This window comes from Streptomyces sp. NBC_01707 (genome assembly GCF_041438805.1).
Lineage (GTDB): Bacteria > Actinomycetota > Actinomycetes > Streptomycetales > Streptomycetaceae > Streptomyces.
Genome location: NZ_CP109190.1, coordinates 242,321 through 261,755 on the forward strand (window position 1 = coordinate 242,321; position 19,435 = coordinate 261,755).

Here is a 19,435-nt window from a genome sequence, read left to right on the forward strand (position 1 = left end):
ACGTATGGCTACCCGGGATGGCACCTCTTCATCGACGGACGCAGGAGTCAAGGATGCGAAGTGCGACCCCGCTGGCCCGGACGCGTCCGATCGCCCAACCACACACCCGCTCGCGGGGCGTTCACGCCTTGGTGCATCCCGTCCGTGAGACACGGTCACCAGCGTGCGGTGTCAGGAACTGGACGAAGGCACCGTGAAGTTCAGTGCGTCGCTGCCAGCGGACGGCGAGGCGCTTGAAGTGGTGGAGCAGGGCGAAAGTCTGCTCCACCACGTAGCGGAGCTTGCCCAGGCCCTTGATGTCCGGGCAGCCCTTGCGTGAGATGACGGGCAGGATCCCGCGCTCGCGCAGCGCGCCTCGGTTCGGGTTGGAGTCGTAGCCCTTGTCGCCGAAGGAGGGCTTCGGGCCTTCGGCGGGGTCGTCCGGGGCGGGCGGGGTCCCGTCGACCAGGGCAAGCATCTGGGTGACGTCGTTGACGTTGGCCGCAGTGGTGATGACTTTGAGTGGGGTGCCGCGTCCATCGCAGGTCAGGTAGCGTTTGCTGCCCGTTCTTCGCCGGTCGACCGGCGATGGGCCGGTGTCTTGACCCCCTTTTTTCCCGGACGTGGTAACCGTCCATGCATGCACGTGACACGTCGAGTTCGCCGGCCGCGTTCAGTTTGGCGAGAAGCATCCGGTGCAGCCGGTCGAAGACCCGTGCTTTCTGCCATCGGTCCAGACGTCGCCAGAAGGTCCACCCCCCGAGCCGAACCCCAGGTCCAGAGGCAGGAGTTGCCAGGATTTGTCGTTGTAGAGCACGAACAGGACGCCCTGGAGACAGAGCCGGTCCGACACTGGACGCGGCCCCGGCGACTCCGGCCAAGGAGGCAGCAGCGGCTCGATCAGAGCCCACAAACTCATCTTCCACGATCCACGGTCGAGTACTCACACCCTCACGAACCGCCGAATCATCACACCGGATACGCCCCACCAGCCGACATCAACAAGATCGCGTTACGAGCTCGTATGGTGATGCTTGCGATAGGCACTCGGGGGCACACCCATGACACGCTTGAATGCCGTGCTTATCGCACTCTCGGATCCGTATCCGGTGGAGCGGGCGATGGACGAGATCGTCTCACTGCTCTTTCGTAGCTTCTGCGCCGCCAGCTGAATGCGCCAGTGAGTCAGGTACTCCAGGGGTCCCTGGCCCACCAAAGTCTTGAAGCGCGCCGCCAGGGTGGATCTGGATACGGCTCCCGCATGCGCCAACTCGGCGACTGTCCAAGAATATGCCGGATCCGCGTGGAGCGACGTCAGGGCCGCGGCCACCACGGGATCGGCTAGTCCCGCGAGCCAGCCCGAGACCATCTGTGGCTCACGCGCAAGGTGTAGGCGCAGGACGTGGACGAGCATGACTACGGCAAGATGCTCAGCCACCAGCGTGGAAGCCATGTGCTTGTCCGACAGTTCGCGTTCGATGATGGTGAGCGCCCACTCAATCGTCTCGGCATTGGCGGTTCCAGCGGGCACATGGATCACGGAAGGCAAATCAGCGAGTAGCAGGTCCTGACCGGGCGCCCCAAAAGTAAAGCGGCCGCCGATCAACAGGACATCCTGACCTGTTCCCGCGTGTGCGACGCCGTTCTCCGCGGAGCGGAAGACAGTGCTGGCATCGACCTCCGGGCCTGGGGGATCACTGCGGAGGATGAAACGTTGAGGGCGGGTGAGCAGGTAGCAGTCACCGGGTGACAGTGCGATCGGGTCATCCAGGCTCTCGACTTCAAGGATGCAGTGCCCTCGCCGCACGGCATTGAACTTCACCCCGGATGGTCCGTCGAACCGCACCGCCCACTCCCCGCCGGCCGTGAGACTTGCAGACACGTGGCTTTGCGTCTCCAGAAGCGCCAGCACGTCTTCCAGTGGGTCCATCGATGCTCTCCTGGACGCTCAATAAGGTACTGCGGACCCTTAATGATAGTACGTACAGAGTAGTGACTTTAAAATCGAGACGGAATCGCACCTATCATGCTGAAAGGCTCTTCTGTGAGTATTCAAGACAGCTTGGTCACTCCCTTCCCTCGGGACGCCTCGGCAGCCGAGGTCATCAGCGGGATCGATCTCACCGGTCGGCGCGCCCTTGTCACCGGCGGCGCCTCGGGGATCGGCGCCGAGACTGTCCGAGCTCTTGCCGCCGCTGGCGCGGAAGTAACCATCGCGACCCGCCGCCCAGAGACTGCAGAGCTACTCATCCGCGAGATCGCCGACGTCGGAGGGGCCGGCTCGGTAAGGGCATCGGACCTCGACCTGGCCGACCTGACCTCCGTCGACGCATTCACACGGGCCTGGCAAGGGCCTCTTGACCTTCTTGTGGCGAACGCCGGAATCATGGCGTTGCCGCAGAAAGAAGTCACTCCCGAGGGTTGGGAGCTCCAGCTCGCCACCAATTTCCTCGGCCACTTCGCACTCGCCACGGCCCTCCACGGCGCGCTCGCGGAAAGCGGGGCCGCTCGGATCGTAGTGGTCAGCTCCGGTGCACATCGCCAGGCACCCTTCGACTTCGGCGATCCCCAGTTCGATAGGCGTCCGTACGATCCGTGGGCTGCTTATGGCCAGTCCAAAACGGCAGGAGTCCTGTTCGCCGTGGGTGCTCGGCGGTGGGCCGTCGACGGCATCACAGCCAATGCGCTCAATCCGGGATATATCCTCACAAATTTGCAGCGGCACATTGACGACGAAACTATGCGTTCGCTGGGCGTCATGGACGCCGAAGGGAACCTCACGCCGTTGTCCTACTACAAGACGCCGGCCCAGGGAGCCGCAACCTCCGTCCTGCTCGCCACATCGCCTTTGCTGGACAACGTGACCGGGCGCTATTTCGAGGACAACCAGGAAGCGCCGGTCGCGGCCGACGGCACAAACACGCCGGGTGCCGTCGCCACCCATGCGCTCGACCCGGAGTCAGCCGATCGCCTGTGGCAGTACGCCGCAGGCACCATCAGACTCTGAGCCCCGCCTGGAGCGGCTTCAGATCGTGCAGCCCCAAGTCGGTGTTCATTCGGCGGCCTGCCCATGGGGACGCCTGTAGATGCCGTACCAGTACCCGCAGGCGAGCTCGCGAGCAACAGCACCGTCGTTGCTCCCTTCACTGGTGGCCACTTGCTGAGCGATGACATGTGCGCCGCCCTGCACGATAATCGTGGCGGCAAGGCGGGGATCGATGTCCGCCGAGGTACGGCCTGCGCGCTGCTCGTCCTCCAAAATGGTCACCAGAGTGTCAGTGAAGCGATCCTGGTCAAGCGTCCACGCCTCCCGCACCACGGGGTCGTACGCAGCCACCTCGTTGATCGCAGCCAACAGCACCGCGTGCTTGCGGTAGTGCCGCAGAATGAGCTCATAGGTGTGCGCCAGTCCGTCGACGCCACCGCCAGGCCCTGTGGGCTTCCAAGAAGCGGCGATCTTGCTGCTCTCGATCTTGAGTGAACCGCTCAACCGCAACAGCACATCGACCTTGTCGCGAAAATAGAGGTAGAACGTGGAGCGTGAGATACCGGCAGCTTGGGCAATCTGTTCGACGCTCAGTTCCGTATAGGTCACCCCATCACGCAGACGGTCTTCGATCACCGACAGAATCCGCTTTTCCAGTTCAGCGCGTCGGTGCGCCGCGTCAGAGGGTCGTCGCGTAGTGGAAGCCATACAAGCATCCTAAGGAACAGGGTCGGGTGCCCTGCACCGCGACGGCCACTCGCCGGCTCTAAAGCGCCTAGTTGAGGGCGACCCCGGAGCCGGACGCGTTCTTGGTCTAACACTCAGACCATGAGGCTGACTCGTTCATCGATCCCGAGCAGGGACTTGCCGTAGACCTCCATACCAACTGCCGGCACGAGGCCAGCGTGGCGTGCCGCGATGTTGGCGTCGCGCCATATGCGCTGCAGCGGGTTGGCATCGGCGAACGCGGACGCGCCATGCACATTTAGCAGGGTGGTGACTGCGGAAAGCACCTGCTGGGCCGCGTAGCCCGCCTGCGCCCTGATCCGGGTGCGTGCCGTGTAGTCAAGGGAACGCGTAGAGGCGGCAGCGTCCACCTCATCCACGGCTGCGTAGATGTGCAGGCGGGCCGTTTTCAGTTGCAATGCGGCTTCAGCAACCTGGGTCTGCACGGCCACGGAATCTGCTTGTCCCGCATGGATCGTGAACGACAAGGGCTTCGAGGTCGCCTGTCCGATCACAGTGTCCAGTGCTGCTTTGCCCAGCCCGAGCAGCGGCCCGGTCAGGCACAGAAGCAGCATGGGTGCAAAGGCTGACTTGTAAAGAGCACCGTCTTCAGCCGTGCGCGGGTATTCACCCTCTGCGGCAGCCGGGACCGAGAGCACGCGGTGTACCGGCACGAAGACGTCTCGTGCAATGAGGGTGTTGCTGGCGGTTGCCCTCATACCTGCCGTACGCCACGTGCCCTCGATGACCAGCTCGGATGCGGAATCAGAACGAGCGCCTGGTCCAGGACCGCCCCGGCGTCATCCTTTAGCAGCGCACCCAGCGCGGCCCACGTCGCATAGGGGGCAGCCGAGTTGTACGACCACTTCCCTGTCACGCGCCAGCCGCCCTCAACCTTTCGTGGGCGGCAAGGGAACAGCGGGGCGGCGGAACGGTATGTCATCGGCCTCCGCCACCATGCCGCCGAGGCCCTTCTGATTTCTGCGGTACGAGGGGGTCAGAAGGGCCTCGGCCCCATCACCTAACCGGGGAGGCCGCCTCTCATGGTCATGAAATCAGGCCGCCCAGCCGTACGTAATCAACTCTAGAGTGATCCGGACATGTGTCCAACGGCTCGTCCGATGCCTGGTTGTGGGTCGCCAGGGGTGGATGGCGAACAAACGGAGGGGGATCACGAGACCGCGAAGTAGCGGCGTGTTGCCGCTCCCGGGGACGTCGTCACCGGCCCGCACGGGCGAGCCACGAGAGAACGTGGTCGGCGACTTCCTTCCAGCTCGGTTCCAGAACGAGGCTGTGGGAACGGTCGGCCAGGTACAGGTAGTCGGCGCCAAAGTGGGCGGCATGCCGGCTTACCAGCTCGGCAGGGGACACGATGTCGCGGCCGCCCGCGATCATCAACGCGGGCGCATCGATCCGCTCACGATCGAGCTCGATGGCGGCGCCACGCTGCGCGGCCTCCCACACCGCTCGCGGAGACTCGTCCGGCATCAGGTCGTAGTACCGACGTGAGTCCTCGTCCGAGCAGCCGGCAAAGAACCATTCCACGGCCATCTCGTATGGCATCGGGGGGAACGGCTTGGACATATCGATGGGGAGCGGTATGGCCTCTCCCGCGGACTGACTGCAGGGAACTGGCGCCAGTAGGACCTGAGCCTCTACTGGGAAGTCCTCCGCATACTTCTGGACCGCCGCCGCACCCATGCTGTGCGCAACGAACACCGGCGCTTCCCCGATATGCGCGGCTACCGTCCGCAGCTCGCGGGTCACGTCGAGCATGCTCCGTCGGACGAACTCTTCCTGCGGCAGAGCTTCCGAGTTTGTGTGGTTGTACCAGCTGAAGGAGTAGCTGTGTCTGCCTGCGGCAGCGAAGTGCGGCAGCCACTGCTCCCAGAGCCAGCTGCCGTGGCTGCCGCCGTGGACGAACACCACCGGAGGACCCTCAGGCCTTCCTTCCGGCTTGGCGTGTTCGACGAAGACCCCGTCAATCTGGCGTCGTTCGATCTTCATTTCTTTCACCTCTGCAGAGATACGAGGCCGGTGCCAGCAGCCGATCTGGCTCATCAGATGGGCAGCTTCGTGCGGCTCTGACACGGCCAGGGAGAAAATTCCGGTGCCGAGCGAAGGGCCGACCGGTCGCGGGTGACCTGTCACAGCGGATCACCAGCGGGTGCGCTGTATGCCGGTAGCCCGCCCGTGCACAACCGATTGGCGGTTCAACCGAGGTCGAGCACGCACGGGGAGCGACACAGTGTTGGACACAGTGTCCAGGTATCCTACAGTCGAACGCGGGCTAGTCGGAAACGTGTTCCTGGCCAGCGGACGAAGGCAGCAGCAGACTTTCTCGCCGCGCCGCACCCTCCGCATCCCCGGTATTGCGCGCGGTACATGAGGGTCGACATTGCTATGTGACAACCCTGAGCCTCGTAGATGCCGCACCTCGGCTAACGGCAGCGGCAACACCTTCGGCTACCCGGCGGCTATCGTCGCTGTGTCCAAGTCATGAACGCGAAGGAAGGCGTAGCAGGATGGAGGTCTCGTTCGGTGGAGCGGCCGCCGAAGCCGCGTACGCACACGTACGCTGCCTGCTTGTGCCAGCGATCCTCAATCACAGCGTGAGGGTCTGGCTGCTGGCCGATCACTTGGCCCGCCGCGAGGGGATCGATACGCCAGAACGTGAGTCTCTAGCCGTGGCCTGTCTGTTCCACGACGTGGGGACAGCTCACCAGCACGACGGGCCGCAGCGCTTTGAAGTGGAGGGCGCGGACGCGGCGAGCGCTTTTCTTTCCCGACATCGCTGGCCAGCACCGCTCATCAAGGGAGTATGGGAGGCCATCGCTCTACACACTTCACCGGGCATCGCAGAACGGATGGGAAGGCTGCCTAGGCTCGTCCGGGTCGGTGTCAGGGCGGACTTCGGTGCGACTGAGCTGATCGAGACCGATGGCGAGGACCAACTGGCCTCTGCACTCGCCTTGTTCCCACGTCTGAACATCGAGTCCGTGCTGGGTAAGGCTGTGGTGGCGCAGGCGCTCCGGTGTCCCGGAAAGGCACCTTCCTCCAGTTGGCCAGGCGGACTGCTCGCCGCCCACCTGGCGAACCCGGAGTACTCCGGAGTCAACCCTGCCTTCTAGCTCAGCGTAGACGTTACCCGAAGCCCGATGCACGGGTAGGACGCGCTGTACGGCCAGCCGGAGATGTGGGCGAGGGAGTCGTAGAGCTTTGTCCACGAGCCCAGTTCCCAGTCAAGGGTCGCGTCGATGTATGTGCAGGGCCATTGAGAGAACAGCGCCATGGTGCCCTCAAGGTCTTGGTCGCTCTTTTGCCGGAAAAGGCGTACGAGCCGCTCCTGCAACAGCAGTTGTTGCGTTGGGGAACGTTGACGGCACTACGCACTCTGGGGGCCTGGCCGGGAAGACACCCGTCCTTGGTCATCGCCCGCCGCGGCCGACGCGGCCCGCATCGGAGCCAAGCTCAACCCAATTGTTGTGCCGACGGCACGCAAAGGGCGTCGCCGCGGGGTTCCGGCGTCCGCCGTGATGTGCGTGATGCGGCTGTCCATGGGGGAGGCACTTCCGGCAGCATCTCGTCGTAGGCAGCAGAGGCACGGATGGGTCCGTCCGGCCCAGGAGCGATCACCGGGCCGGAGCGGCGTCGTCGATCCTCTCTGCGCCCTCTCGCCCACGCCACTGGACCTTCGGCGTAGGTCCTTGGACGGGGGAAGGACCCGAGCTCCGCTGATAGCCGGTCAGGCTGAGGCGCCCTGCCGCACCTGCCGGACGCTCGCGCAAGAAGCGTGGACGATAAAGCATGGCTGTCGCCTGGCTGGCCTCATAGCCTCGGCAGAAGTCATGCCCCGACCCTCAATGCCAACACGTGCAGGGCGTTCGGCCGGGGCGTGCCTCCGCTCCCGCTTCGGGACTTTCCTCGTCGAACTCTCCTCGCAAAAGGCCGAACCATGACCACCGCAGTACACGGCAAACCGGTTATCCTGCTCGTCCACGGCGCCTGGCACGGTGCCTGGTGCTGGGAGAAGCTCGTCCCCGAACTCACCGCTCTGGGATGGCACGTCATCACCGTCGATTTGCCGAGCGCTTCGGCCAACCCTGACGACAACGCCGGGATGTACGACGACGCCCGCGCTGTTCGCGCGTGCCTGAACGGCATCGACGGGCAGGTGACCGTACTCGCGCACTCCTACGGTGGCGTGCCTGTCACGGAGGCCGCCGCGACCGCGACCAACGTCGACCGCATCGTGTACCTCTCCGCGTTCCAGCTGGACGAAGGCGACTCCCTGGCTGGCATGAGTGAAGGGCAGATGCCGATCGGTGACACCGGCACGCTGCCGGTTCCGGAAAGTCCGGCGAAACATCTCTACGGCGATGCCTCACAGGAGGACGCTGATCGTGCCATGCAGCGACTCGTCCCACAGACCGTGAAATCGTTCAGCGAGCCGCTTACAGCGGCAGCCTGGAAGACGGTTCCCTCCAGCTACATCATCTGCGAGCAGGACGAGATACTCCCGCCCGCGTTTCAGGAAGCGATGTCAGCCCGTTCCGAGCGTTCATATCGGCTGTCTTCCAGCCACTCCCCCTTCCTGTCCATGCCTGCCGTGCTGGCCAGTCTGATCACCACTGACGCTGGTATATAAGCGGGCGGAGCGCCGGGTGGATAACCGGCCTGGTCGTCGCCAGCTGCCCCACCCATTCCAACAGCGGGTTGCCGATCCGGTGGGTGGGAGTTGCGTCGTTGCCTTCGCGTCGGTGCGGAGGCCCCGGAGGGTAGGCCCACTGGACGTCGTCACTCATCGGAGGCCGCACCGATGATTTCCGGTCCGCAGCGTATGCGCCGACCACCCGCTGATGAGCACCGTATTGGACTCAAAGGTCACGGGCGAATCTGCAAGGTGACCTCGGGAAACTTGCAGCTTCCTGTAGCCCGGCTTCCCTCCCCGCGTGCGAACGCCGGAAGATGCGCGGACACGACGCGACCGAGTGGCATGAAGTCAGTTCCACCTGCCAGACAGCGCAGCGCTCGCATGATAGCCATGCTGGCTGTGCTGCCAAACACATCTATCAGGAGATTATCCGTGGCCGCTACCAAGCGTTCGGGCTCAAAGTCACAGTGGTCTCTTTACGTGCTCGCCCTCGCCGTGGGTCTGGCCGGGGGCGTTCTTACGTCCTTCGGGCAAAGCGTTCTCCACGGTGGTTGGAACGCTGTGGTCAACTCGGCCGCTCCCTGGGTCACTGTCGCTCTTCTCATCGGCCTGCTCGCTCCCGTTCGGTGGCGCAGAGCTGCAGTAGCGGGTGCACTGTCGCAGGGTGGCCTGGTCGTGGGCTACTACGCAACCTCGGAGCTACGCAGTTTTCCTGTGGCCATGTCCAGCGTGGTGATCTGGATTGCCGCCGGCGCCATTGCTGGTCCGGTCTACGGAGCGGCTGGTGCTCTGCTAGGAAGCGACCGGCGTTGGGTACGAACGTCAGCGGCCGGAGTCACGGGCTCGGTCTGGTTGATGGAAGGCATCCACTTCCTGTCGCTCGCGTCGGACGCAAACTCCAATAGCGGGCCGGGCAGGACCGCGGGCTGGTGCTACCTCGCCGTCGGAGTGATCTTCGCTCTCGCCCTCACACGCACATCGCGCGACCGGATCTGTGCGCTACTGGCGTTGGCTGCTGCCACGGGAGCCGCCATCGCCGCGGTGATCCCTATCGAGATGGCCTTCATGTTGGGGTGACGAGCCGCGAACCAGGCGACAAGTGACCCGCCAATAGAAGTCATCTTATTTGGTGAGGTCGGTAGCTGTCGGTCATGGTGGGGATCGTTGAGCGGCTGGTGCCGGATGAGTTGTGGGTGTTGTTTCAGCGGGTGGTGCCGGAGGCGCCGTCGCGGCCTCAGGGTGGTGGACGGCGCCGGCATGGTGATCGTGAGGTGCTGGCCGCGATCATGTTCGTGGCCACGTCGGGCTGCACGTGGCAGCAGCTGCCCACTGCTTCGTTCGGGCCGTCGGGGGCCACGGCTCATCGGCGTTTTCCCGAGTGGACGAAGGCCAGGGTGTAGGCCAAGCTCCACCGCCTGGTCCTCGACGAGCTCGGTGCCCGCGGCGAGTTGGACTGGTCCCGGTGCGCGATCGACTCAGTCAACATGCGAGCCCTGAAAAGGGGGACCTGACAGGTCCGAATCCTGTCGACCGGGGCAAGTTCGGGTCAAAGATCCATCTGATCACCGAGCGGACCGGTCTGCCCCTGTCCGTCGCAATCTCGGGGGCGAACCTGCACGACAGCCAGGCCCTGATCCCCCTGGTGCAAGGGATACCACCGATCCGCTCCCGCCGCGGACGCCGACGACGTAAGCCCGCAAAGCTCCACGCCGACAAAGGCTACGACTACTCCCACCTGCGGCGATGGTTACGCCAACGCGGCATCCAGCACCGCACCGCGAGGAAAGGAGTCGAGTCCTCACAGCGACTGGGTCGCCACCGCTGGACCGTCGAACGCACCATGTCCTGGCTCGCCGGCTGCCGCCGCCTCCACCGACGCTACGAGCGCAAAGCCGAGCACTTCCTCGCCTTTACCAGCCTCGCCTGCACCCTCATCTGCTACCGCAGACTCACCAAATGAGATGACTTCTTAGTCACGAGTCACGACTTCGTTCAGAGGGCGCCGCGCACTGTCTCCAGCGGTCGCGCCTGCCAGGCCGCCCAGTCGGCACTGATGGCGCTCGCAGTGGTAAGCAGCAGTGGCAGGTGGTGATCGACGAGGGTGTCCACGGTGGTCTCGGCTGCATGTGCGTTTACGTTCACCGCTGCGACCACGTTCCCCTCTCCGTCACGCACCGGGGCCGCAACGGACCGAATACCTAGAGCCAGTCCCTGGTCCGTGACCGCCCATCCCTTTGCGCGTACGGTCCGCAGGGTGTCCTCGATCTCCTCACGGTCGGGCGTCCAGCGTGGCGTGATGCCGGAACGGCTGGGCTCTGCCAGGGCCTTGTTGAGTTCGTCGCGCGAGAGTGCGGCAAGCAGGACTTTGCCCAGCGAGGTCGACAGGGCGGGGAACCGGGTGCCGATCGTGACGGCAAGGGTGACCAGTTTCGGCACAGCGACCCGGGCTGTGTAGATGATGTCGGAGCCGTCGAGCTGGGCTATGGAGCACGATTCACCGGTCTGTGCGACCAGGTGCTTCAGGTGTGGTTCCGCCAGTTCCCAGAGGTTCATCGAACCGATGTAGGCCATACCGAGTTCGAGCACCCGCGGGGCGAGCGAAAAGCCGCGTTCTTCTGAACGGACGTAGCCCAGTTGTTCCAGCGTGATGAGGATGCGTCTGGCCGTGGGGCGGGCGAGGCCGGTGGCAGCCGCAATCTCACTGAGTGTCATCGCTCTGACACCCGGCGGAAAGCAGCGCAGCACGTCCAGGCCCCTTGCCAGGGCTTCGATGAACTCGGGATTTCCTTCTCGGCGCATGGACTAAGGCTAACCGTCGGACGGTGGTCCGTAGACATACGCCTACATCACCTGGGCGAAAGACTTGATTTACCACGCAACTATGAGTCATGGTGTCCGCTGTACGGACTCGTGTCCGCCTTGCGGACAGAGCGGGCCGGCTGAATCTAGGAGGATTCATGGCCTTCGTCACGAACGACAACCTCACCGGTCTCGCGGTGGAGCGGTGGGCAACAGCCCACTCCTCCCGCACGGCCGAGCTGATGACGGCATTGGTAAGGCACCTTCACGCATTCACCCGCGAGGTCAGCCTCACCGAGGACGAGTGGGCCGCAGCCGTTGAGTGGCTCGCCGCTGCGGGGCGGATCAGCAACGACAAGCGTCAGGAATTCATCCTCGCTTCCGACGTCCTCGGTCTGAGCACCCTCGTCGTGCAACTCAACAACCACTTCTCACCGCAGGCCACACCTGCGACAGTGGTCGGCCCGTTCCACATCGACGGCTCTCCGGAAGTGCATTTTGGGGCCGACATGTCCGACGGTCTCCCAGGCATCCCGCTCTTCCTCACCGGCCGGGTCCTGGACCCCGACGGGCGACCTCTGCCCGACGTCGTGCTCGACGTGTGGCAGGCCGACGCCGACGGCGCCTACGAGGCGCAGTTGTCGGACGTGGATGAGGCACAGCTGCGCGCCAAGTACCGGACACGGGCGGACGGCACGTACTGCGTGCGGACGGTCTCGCCGCGCGGGTACGCGATCCCGATGGACGGCCCGGTCGGCAACCTTGTAAGCCGAACCGGCATCAGCCCGTACCGTCCCGCTCACGTGCACTTCCTCATCGACCATCCAGGCCACGAAAGGCTGGTCACCCACCTCTTTCGCCAAGGAGCTGATTACCTCGACAGCGATGTGGTGTTCGGCACCAAGGACGAGTTGATCGTGTCTTTCACCGAGCGGCCGGCAGGTAAGACGCCCGACGACGGGATCATCGACCGCCCTTATCTGCACGCGGAGTTCAACTTCGCACTGCAGACGACGGGGGCCGAATGCACGCGGTAAGCCGCACCATGCAGATCGAGGCCTCTGCGCGCTGAACAGTTTCAGAGCCCTCGATGCGCGCCGCAAGTCCCAGTCTGTTGGGGCTCGCCCCAGCAGGGTCCGGGACAGGAGGCTCGAGGGCCCGCACCTTGGGGTGTCCTCACTCGCCATCGCCCCCCGATGGCGGGGCGTCACCACGCCGCCGCGGGTGACACCCGTCGCCTGTTCCGACAACCGATGAAATGCCACTGACTTCGACACCCACCGCGCACCATGGAAGAGGCGATGCAATGACCGTCGGCGAACCAGGGCTCGAGGGCTTCGACACGGCGCGCCCCAGGCACCGGCATGAGCTGCTGGGGGCGGACCTGTCGCGGGCCCGCGACGCTGTCGGCGCAACCGTCGAACACGCACTCGGCGAAGAGGCATGGCGCGAGGCTCCCGCGCCCGAGATCCCGGAGACCGAACTGCTCTCCAGTCCTTACACCTACAGCAAATTCCGCGGCGAGGGCGTCGCGGTGCAGCACGAGGAGTCACAGACATGAGCGGAAAGCAACGAGGGCCGCTGGACGGACTGCTGGTCGCGGATTTCTCCCGCATCCTGGCGGGTCCGTACGCGACGATGCTCCTCGCCGACCTCGGAGCGGACGTCGTGAAGGTCGAGGACCCCCGGGGCGACGACACACGTGCGTGGATGCCGCCGGTCCGAGATGGCGTTTCGACCTACTATCTCGGCATCAACCGCGGCAAGCGGTCCATCGCACTCGACTTCCGGGATCCGGAGGACGCCCGGCTGGCCAGGGAGCTGGCGCGGCGCGCGGACGTGGTGATCGAGAACTTCAAGCCGGGCGGGCTAGCAAAGTACGGGCTCGATCACGCCTCGGTGAGTGCCCGGAACCCGGGCGTCGTCTACGCCTCGATCAGCGGGTTCGGATCCGGCGCCGGGCGGAAGGTTCCCGGCTACGACCTGATGGTCCAGGCAGTTTCCGGCCTGATGAGCCTTACCGGTGATCCCGATGGGCCAGCGTATCGGGCGGGCATCTCAGTGTTCGACGTGATGGCGGGCAACCATGCGGCCATCGGCATCCTCGCCGCGCTGCGTCACCGCGACGCCAGCGACCAAGGGCAGCTCGTCGAGGTGAACCTGCTGTCGTCGGCGCTGACCGGGCTGGTCAACCACAGCTCCGGTTACATCGCGGGCGGCACCGTCCCATACCGCATGGGCAACGCGCACCCCAGCGTCTTTCCCTACGAGCCGCTGCCGACCGCCGACCGGGACCTGATCGTCACCGCCGCCAACGATGGCCAGTTCCGCCGCCTGTGCGATGTGCTCGGCATCCCGGAGGTCGCCGATGATCCGCGGTTCCTGCACAACGCCGACCGCACTCGTCGCCGCGAGGAGCTGAGGCCTCTCCTGGTGGAGCGGCTGCGCACGCGGGGCGCTCTAGAGTGGTTCGACCTGCTCGTCGACGCCGGCGTGCCGTGCGGTCCGATCAACACCATCGACGGCGGCTTCGCCATGGCCGAGCGCTTCGGTCTTGACCCAGTCGTAGACGCCGGCGAGGGCGAGCGGGCAGTGCCAACCACGCGACACCCGATCCGGTTCTCCGAGACACCTGCCGCCTACCGGCTCCCGCCGCCGGAACTAGACGAACACGGCGACGAACTGCGCACATGGCTGGAGGACAAGAATGCCTGAGTACCCGACCGCGCTCGGCGCTTCCTCACGGGATCGCATCACCCTGCTCGGCCAGGACCTCGCGGCCGACGTGATGGGTGAGGTCGGCTTCGGTGAGCTGGCGTTCTGGCTGGCCTCCCAGCGCCGTCCGACAACAGGTGAGACGCGCGTATTCGAAGCTGTGCTCGCAGCACTCGCCGATCACGGCTTCACCCCGACCGCGATCATCACCAGGCTGACGTATCTCTCGGCCCCCGACTCCGTCCAGGGCGCGCTCGCTGCCGGACTCCTCGGCGGAGGCTCGCGTTTCCTGGGCGTGACAGAGGACTGCGGCCGCTTCCTGCACCAGGTACTGGCCACAGCGGCAGGAGAACACCCCCTCGACGAGGCCGGCTGGGACGCACTTGCCCTGGCCGCCGTGCGCGCACGGCGGGAGGCCGGCGCGTTCATCCCGGGGCTCGGGCACCATGTCCACAAGGATGGCGACCCTCGCACCTCGAGGCTGTTCCACATCGCCGCGGAGGAAGGCCTCTTCGGCCCGCACCTGTCCCTGTTTGCCGCTATCGGCAGGGTGCATCCCGAGGTGCTCGGGAAGACGCTTCCGCTCAACGGCGCCGGAGTCTGCGGTGCCGCGCTCGCCGACCTCGGCCTGCCGCTGGAGCTGCTGAGGGCTTTCGCACTACTCGCCCGAACTGCCGGCCTCATCGGTCAACTCGCTGAGGAGCTACGCCACCCGGTCGCGAACGACATCTTCCTGTCGGTGGATCTCAACAACACACCGGTTCCGCCGACCCCTCTCGGCCCGACGGCGGCGTAACGAGTAGCAGTTCCCGGCGTGGCGGCTTCTTCACCCGGGCCGCTGCCCAGCCCCCTGCCCTCCTGCCTCCTGGAGGTTCTGCGCCGAAGCGCAGTCTCGCAGGCAGGGACGCCAGGCCCCGGATTCATCTGAGGGGTCAGGCGACGTCCATGCGACTTCGGAAGGGCGAACGGGAATTGATCACGGCGGGTCACCCAAATGTGACGGAGGCGGTGACCCGCTTTGTGATGCATGAGCAGCAGGGAACACCGTGGCGGGAAGCGGCCGACGCGCCGGAATCCCGCGCACGACTCGACGGTCCGAAAACTGCGCGATTGTTCACACAATCACAGCGCTTTCCGGCGTCCTCGCATGTCCGAGCCATGCCACTGGTGCCGACGGGCGCACCCTGCCGCCGGGTCCGACCGGGCCGACGCGGCCAGCGGAGTTGCGGCGGAGGCCCCCGCAAGCCCTCTCTCCGGCTCGCCCGATGAAGGTGGCGGGCCCATTGCCGCTCCCGCAAACGCATCTCTCACGCCCTACTTGCACGACGTGACTACCACGCTGGGCGGGCTGAGGGAGTTGCGGAACACGCGGCAGAAGGTCACGCACGCGAGGGCGTGGAGGGGAATGATTTTTATTGACTTATCATTCCATATAGCGTCGCCGCGGCCTGCTGGCGATACACCCCCTTCCGGTCCGTGATCGCCCCCGACCGGAGCCCCCCGGGTGCGACCTGCGGCCGGGTTGGCGCAAGGGTTACCCATGGTCAATATCTGTAACGGACAGTCAAGATTGTGAGGGAATATGAAAGCGGTAGGAGTACGCCGATTCGGAGGACCAGAGGCTCTGCGGGTCTTGGATATACCTGAGCCGCACGCCGGCCCCGGTCAGGTACGTATCCGCATACGTGCAGCGTCAGTTAACCCCGGCGATAGGTACCTGCGTAACGGCTCACTCGGCTCCACGAGCGCGGGGCCGCCGTACATCCCTGGCATGGAAGCAGCCGGGGTGGTGGATGAGATCGGGGAGGGCACCGTCACCGATCTGTGTATCGGGGACCGGGTGATGGCCCTGACCATGCCTACCGATCCCAGCGGCGGCGCCTACGCCCAGTACCTGTCACTGCCCGAACAGTGGGTTGCGCGCGCCCCTGCGGGGAGCACACATGCCGAGGCATCCACACTGCCCATGAACGGTCTCACCGCCCGGCAGGCCCTGGACCTTCTCGCTCTGCCCGCCAGACGCACCGTCGCGGTCACCGGCGGCGCGGGAGTGGTCGGCGGATATGTCATCCAGATGGCCAAGGCCGCCGATGGGCTCACGGTAATTGCTGATGCCTGGCCCGAGGACGAGGAGCTGGTGCGTTCCCTCGGGGCCGACATCGTCATCCCGAGAGGCGACGATTTCGCCCAGCACGTGCTCCGGAACACGCCGGAAGGCGTCGATGGTGTGGTGGACGCGGCAAGCATGGGCTCCGCGGCGGTGGCTCGGGCAGTACGCGACGGCGGGGGAATTTCCCTGCTTGTGCACGAAGACCTCTACAGCATCAGCCCCGCCAAGCTGCGACGTCGATCCCTGAACATCCACACGGTGCTCGTCTCCAAACACCTCGGTGACCGCAGCCGACTGGACCGTCTTCGCCTCCAGGCCGAGGCGGGAGACCTCACGTTGCGCGTAGCCCGCACATTGCCCGCCGCGCAGGCCACCGAAGCGCACCGCCTGTTGGAGGCCGGCGGCGTCCGCGGCCGCTTGGTTCTGGAGTTCTAGCCCTCCTCTCCCACGAATGGCACGAAATGAGCCGCCCGCCTTCGTCACCCTCGAGGCAAAGACCAACTCACCTCTGCTGCCACTGCACATCCTGACGGAACGCAACCGCGCCGGCTCCTACCTTTCAGTGGGCCAGGCCGTCATCAGCATGTTCGGCATGTTCTTGTTCCTCAGCTACTACCTGCAGCTCGTCAAGGGGTACGCCCCCTCCGAAACCGGTGTGGCCTTCCTCCCGTGGCAGCTGCCCAGGTCATCGGCTCCATGTTCATCGCCACGCGGTTGAGCGGCAGGATGCGCCCAGGCGTGCTCATGAGCTCCGGCGACCTCGTCACCGCGGTAGGAGTGCTGCTGCTGGCCCTGCTGCAGCAGGACAGCTCATACACACTGCTCGCCATCGCCGAAGTGATTACCGGGCTCGGCATCGGCACAGCGTTCATGCCCTCCATGAGCCTGGGCACCCACGGGGCTGAGCCCCGGTACGCAGGCGTCGCCTCCGCTATGGTCGGTGCCTCTCAGCAGATCGGCGGCTCGGTTGGTACCGCGCTGCTGAACACGATCGCGGCCAGCTCCACCGCCGCACGTGCTCTCCCATGCTCACGCCAAGACCAGCACGGACACGGCGCTGGTACACGGGTTCTCCACGGCATATTGGTGGGCAGTTGGCTTCCTCGTGCTTTCAGCGCTGATCTCCCTGGTGGCGGTCAACGCGCCCCGCCCCAGCCTCAGCGGCACCGAGGAAACTACCAACGTCCCCGAAATGGTCCTCTGATCTTCCCACCCCGAACGGTACTGGCCAGTCACCTCCAAGACGCCGCTGGTCCGCCTCATCAGCACACGCCCGCCGCCTCCTGCGCGACCAGGACGCGGCGATGGCGGACAGTGCGGTGGGCCACCATCTGGACCGCCCCGCTGACCTACTGATCTGCTGACCGAGCCCCGTTTCACGGCCTGGTCCCAGACCATGGCCGAAGTGATCGCGGATCACCACTTCCTCACCCGCCGCCCGCACGAGTGTGGACCCTGCTCAGTACCATCGCCCTGGGCAAGCCGTGGGCCGCCGAGGAGCTCACCAACGCATCCGACTGGTGTCAGCGCGTGGCCGCAACCATATCGATCGAGGCCCTCAGGTTGCTGGCCGCACGGACGAACACGCCGCGTTCGAAACGCAGCAAGCCGTCAGTTGCGGGACAGGCACCAGCCCAGCTGCCTTGATCGACAGGTCTTGACGATTCCTCAGCGGGTTGCACCCCTCCCCGCACCCCACCACCAGCCCGCTATCAGGATGATCACTCGATAAACACTGGATCGGCGGGCACCGCGCGGCCCCACCTCCTGCAGAGGGAGGCCGCGCACGCACTTTGGGCGCCCGACCGGCAGCACGGCGACCCGCATCAAATCGTCGATGAGTCAGGGGGCGACTCCCCAAGATTTCCTGCAAGGTACTACGTCATGGAACGGGACGACGTCGAGCACTCGCCGCCTGCAGTCGCTTGAATTCGCTGCCCACGCCTGGCGAGGAAGCTGTTTGCTTCGGTGCTGGGCTACGGGCAACGAAGACGTCGCGGGCGATTGGTGGCGAGCCATCTACCCGGGATGCGTACCCGCGGCAAGGTGCGGGCAGAGGCATTATTCGCCGCGGGAGGGGGCTGCCCGTGGGCCCGCGGGTATGACCGTCAAGACGAGAACCGCGCCGACCAGAAGCAACCCTGCCATGCAGTAGAGGCCGTTGTTGACACTGCCGGTCTGCGTCTTGACCCACCCCAGGATGAACGGGCTGACGAAGCCTCCGGACAGCCCGATGGAGTTGATCAGAGCGATACCGCCGGCCCTGGCTCCTGGCGCAAGGTACTTGACAGGTATAGATAGCAAGATCGGCATCGCGCCGTAGACGGAACATGCAAGGAGTGCTAGCGAGATCAACGACAGTGCCAGGTTCGCCCCCGCGAAAGACAGCAGTATCAGTGCTGTCGCGCCAGTCATGCACGGTATCGCGGTGTGCCAGCGGCGTTCACCGGTTCTGTCGGAGTGGCGGGATAGGAGAAGCATGGTGATCGTGGCGGCCGCGAAGGGTATTGACGCCCACGCGCCGATCTGTGCGGGCGTGCCGACGCCCGCATCCTTGAGCATCAACGGCATCCAGAAGGACACCGCTTGAATGCCGCACACAATGGTGAACCAGGCGAGCGCCATTACATAGACGTTAATGTCACGAAGGGCACTTCCAAAGCCCTGTGTGGATGTTCCCGGCGTCCGGTCGAGGTCCAGGTCGAGGTCACCAACAACGCGTCGCTGTTCGTCATAAGTCAGCCACTTCGCCTTCGCGGGAGCATCAGGCAGGATGAAGAAGAAGATCACGCCCAATGCCACACTCGGCAGGCCCTCGATCAAGAACAGCCACTGCCACCCGCCCAAGTCGGCGACGTCGTTCATGCCTTGAAGAATCCAGCCCGATATGGGTGAGCCCAGTGCTCCGGCGATAGGGCTGCCGCACAGGAAGAGCGCCATCACCCGGGCTCGCCTGTCGTTAGGGAACCAATACGTGAGCAGGAGCATGACGCCGGGTGCGTAGCCTGCTTCGAAGGCGCCCAGAAGCAGCCGCATCACATAGAACTGTGTGGGCGTCTGAACGAAGAGCATGCAGCTCGACACCAGCCCCCAGAGGACCATGATCCGTGAGAGCGTCAGCCTGGCCCCGATGCGCTTCATCAACAGGTTGCTAGGAACCTCGAAGACGAAGTAGGTGGCGAAGTACAGCCCGGCGCCCAAGCCGTAGACGGCAGCACTGAAACCCAGCTCGTCCTTCATCTGAAGCTGGGCGAAGCCGATGTTGATGCGGTCCAGGTAAGCAAGTACGTACCCCGCAAAGAGCAGCGGGATGAGCCGCCACCCGATCTTGGAATAGAGCGCCTTGGCAGAGCCCTCCCCGCTGGACGGCCTGCCTGCAAGCGGGGCGCCTTCGGCGAGCGGTGGTTCAGTGGCAGTCAAAGTTTCCTCCACGGCGGCCCCCCGAGCGCCCGGTGGCGCGAGGGCG

17 protein-coding genes and 3 pseudogenes are annotated in these 19,435 nt (G+C 65.1%); 13 read left to right on the forward strand and 7 right to left on the reverse strand.

All coding sequences use genetic code 11. The features are described 5' to 3' along the window. Window positions 1–121: 121 nt before the first annotated feature. Together OG963_RS01095 and OG963_RS01100 are read right to left on the reverse strand one after the other, a co-directional pair. Window positions 122–908 (reverse strand): annotated as a pseudogene (locus OG963_RS01095) (IS5 family transposase). Window positions 909–991: 83 nt separating this feature from the next. Then, the gene (locus OG963_RS01100) at window positions 992–1,909 is read right to left on the reverse strand and encodes an AraC family transcriptional regulator (RefSeq protein WP_371798173.1); all 918 of its coding nucleotides are present in this window, start codon (window positions 1,907–1,909) and stop codon (window positions 992–994) included. A 114-nt stretch (window positions 1,910–2,023) separates the two neighbouring features. Between OG963_RS01100 and OG963_RS01105 the strand changes: the two genes are divergently transcribed. Continuing rightward, a complete protein-coding gene (locus tag OG963_RS01105; RefSeq protein ID WP_352307166.1) occupies window positions 2,024–2,986 on the forward strand; it encodes an SDR family NAD(P)-dependent oxidoreductase in 963 nt (320 codons plus the stop codon). Between the two features lie 45 nt (window positions 2,987–3,031). On the opposite strand, the gene OG963_RS01110 is transcribed toward OG963_RS01105, so the two are convergent. The 3 genes from OG963_RS01110 to OG963_RS01120 form a co-directional block, all read right to left on the reverse strand. Further along, window positions 3,032–3,673 carry a TetR/AcrR family transcriptional regulator gene (locus OG963_RS01110; RefSeq protein WP_319740693.1) on the reverse strand — a complete coding sequence of 214 codons (642 nt, stop codon included), beginning with the start codon at window positions 3,671–3,673 and terminating at the stop codon, window positions 3,032–3,034. 113 nt (window positions 3,674–3,786) lie between these two features. Further along, a complete protein-coding gene (locus OG963_RS01115; RefSeq protein WP_319741040.1) occupies window positions 3,787–4,410 on the reverse strand; it encodes an acyl-CoA dehydrogenase family protein in 624 nt (207 codons plus the stop codon). Between the two features lie 499 nt (window positions 4,411–4,909). Further along, on the reverse strand, window positions 4,910–5,698 hold the full coding sequence (locus tag OG963_RS01120; RefSeq protein ID WP_319741039.1) for an alpha/beta hydrolase: 789 nt from the start codon (window positions 5,696–5,698) through the stop codon (window positions 4,910–4,912). Between the two features lie 518 nt (window positions 5,699–6,216). Here OG963_RS01120 and OG963_RS01125 point away from each other — a divergent pair. From OG963_RS01125 to OG963_RS01140, 4 genes and pseudogenes are all read left to right on the forward strand, one after another. Continuing rightward, window positions 6,217–6,822: an HD domain-containing protein gene (locus OG963_RS01125; protein ID WP_319741038.1), complete on the forward strand. Its 606-nt coding sequence runs from the start codon at window positions 6,217–6,219 to the stop codon at window positions 6,820–6,822. 824 nt (window positions 6,823–7,646) lie between these two features. Continuing rightward, entirely contained in the window at window positions 7,647–8,339 is a 693-nt protein-coding gene (locus OG963_RS01130; protein ID WP_319741037.1) for an alpha/beta fold hydrolase, read from the forward strand. A 396-nt stretch (window positions 8,340–8,735) separates the two neighbouring features. Beyond that, window positions 8,736–9,422: a DUF6518 family protein gene (locus OG963_RS01135; RefSeq protein ID WP_371798174.1), complete on the forward strand. Its 687-nt coding sequence runs from the start codon at window positions 8,736–8,738 to the stop codon at window positions 9,420–9,422. Between the two features lie 74 nt (window positions 9,423–9,496). Continuing rightward, window positions 9,497–10,305, forward strand: a pseudogene (locus tag OG963_RS01140) (IS5 family transposase). Between the two features lie 32 nt (window positions 10,306–10,337). Here the strand turns inward: OG963_RS01140 and OG963_RS01145 are convergent. Continuing rightward, on the reverse strand, window positions 10,338–11,144 hold the full coding sequence (locus tag OG963_RS01145; protein ID WP_319741034.1) for an IclR family transcriptional regulator C-terminal domain-containing protein: 807 nt from the start codon (window positions 11,142–11,144) through the stop codon (window positions 10,338–10,340). 158 nt (window positions 11,145–11,302) lie between these two features. Between OG963_RS01145 and OG963_RS01150 the strand changes: the two genes are divergently transcribed. From OG963_RS01150 to OG963_RS01185, 8 genes and pseudogenes are all read left to right on the forward strand, one after another. Further along, window positions 11,303–12,181, forward strand: coding sequence for a dioxygenase (locus OG963_RS01150; protein ID WP_371798175.1), 879 nt, complete (start codon window positions 11,303–11,305; stop codon window positions 12,179–12,181). Between the two features lie 269 nt (window positions 12,182–12,450). After that, window positions 12,451–12,705 (forward strand): hypothetical protein, encoded by a 255-nt coding sequence (locus tag OG963_RS01155; RefSeq protein ID WP_319741032.1) that lies wholly within the window; start codon window positions 12,451–12,453, stop codon window positions 12,703–12,705. Continuing rightward, a complete protein-coding gene (locus OG963_RS01160) occupies window positions 12,702–13,859 on the forward strand; it encodes a CaiB/BaiF CoA transferase family protein (protein ID WP_371798176.1) in 1,158 nt (385 codons plus the stop codon). Before OG963_RS01155 ends, OG963_RS01160 begins: the two co-directional genes overlap by 4 nt. Continuing rightward, window positions 13,852–14,655 carry a citryl-CoA lyase gene (locus OG963_RS01165; RefSeq protein ID WP_319741030.1) on the forward strand — a complete coding sequence of 268 codons (804 nt, stop codon included), beginning with the start codon at window positions 13,852–13,854 and terminating at the stop codon, window positions 14,653–14,655. The genes OG963_RS01160 and OG963_RS01165 overlap by 8 nt, the downstream gene beginning before the upstream one ends. A 786-nt stretch (window positions 14,656–15,441) precedes the next feature. Further along, window positions 15,442–16,404, forward strand: coding sequence for an NADP-dependent oxidoreductase (locus OG963_RS01170; protein ID WP_319741029.1), 963 nt, complete (start codon window positions 15,442–15,444; stop codon window positions 16,402–16,404). A gap of 16 nt (window positions 16,405–16,420) precedes the next feature. Then, window positions 16,421–16,687 carry a hypothetical protein gene (locus OG963_RS01175; RefSeq protein ID WP_319741028.1) on the forward strand — a complete coding sequence of 89 codons (267 nt, stop codon included), beginning with the start codon at window positions 16,421–16,423 and terminating at the stop codon, window positions 16,685–16,687. A gap of 8 nt (window positions 16,688–16,695) precedes the next feature. Beyond that, window positions 16,696–16,884: pseudogene (locus tag OG963_RS01180) on the forward strand (MFS transporter); the annotation flags it as partial. A gap of 100 nt (window positions 16,885–16,984) precedes the next feature. Next, a complete protein-coding gene (locus OG963_RS01185; protein ID WP_319741043.1) occupies window positions 16,985–17,173 on the forward strand; it encodes a hypothetical protein in 189 nt (62 codons plus the stop codon). An 857-nt stretch (window positions 17,174–18,030) separates the two neighbouring features. Here OG963_RS01185 and OG963_RS01190 read toward each other — a convergent pair. Next, window positions 18,031–19,389: an MFS transporter gene (locus tag OG963_RS01190; RefSeq protein ID WP_371798177.1), complete on the reverse strand. Its 1,359-nt coding sequence runs from the start codon at window positions 19,387–19,389 to the stop codon at window positions 18,031–18,033. Window positions 19,390–19,435: the final 46 nt, after the last annotated feature.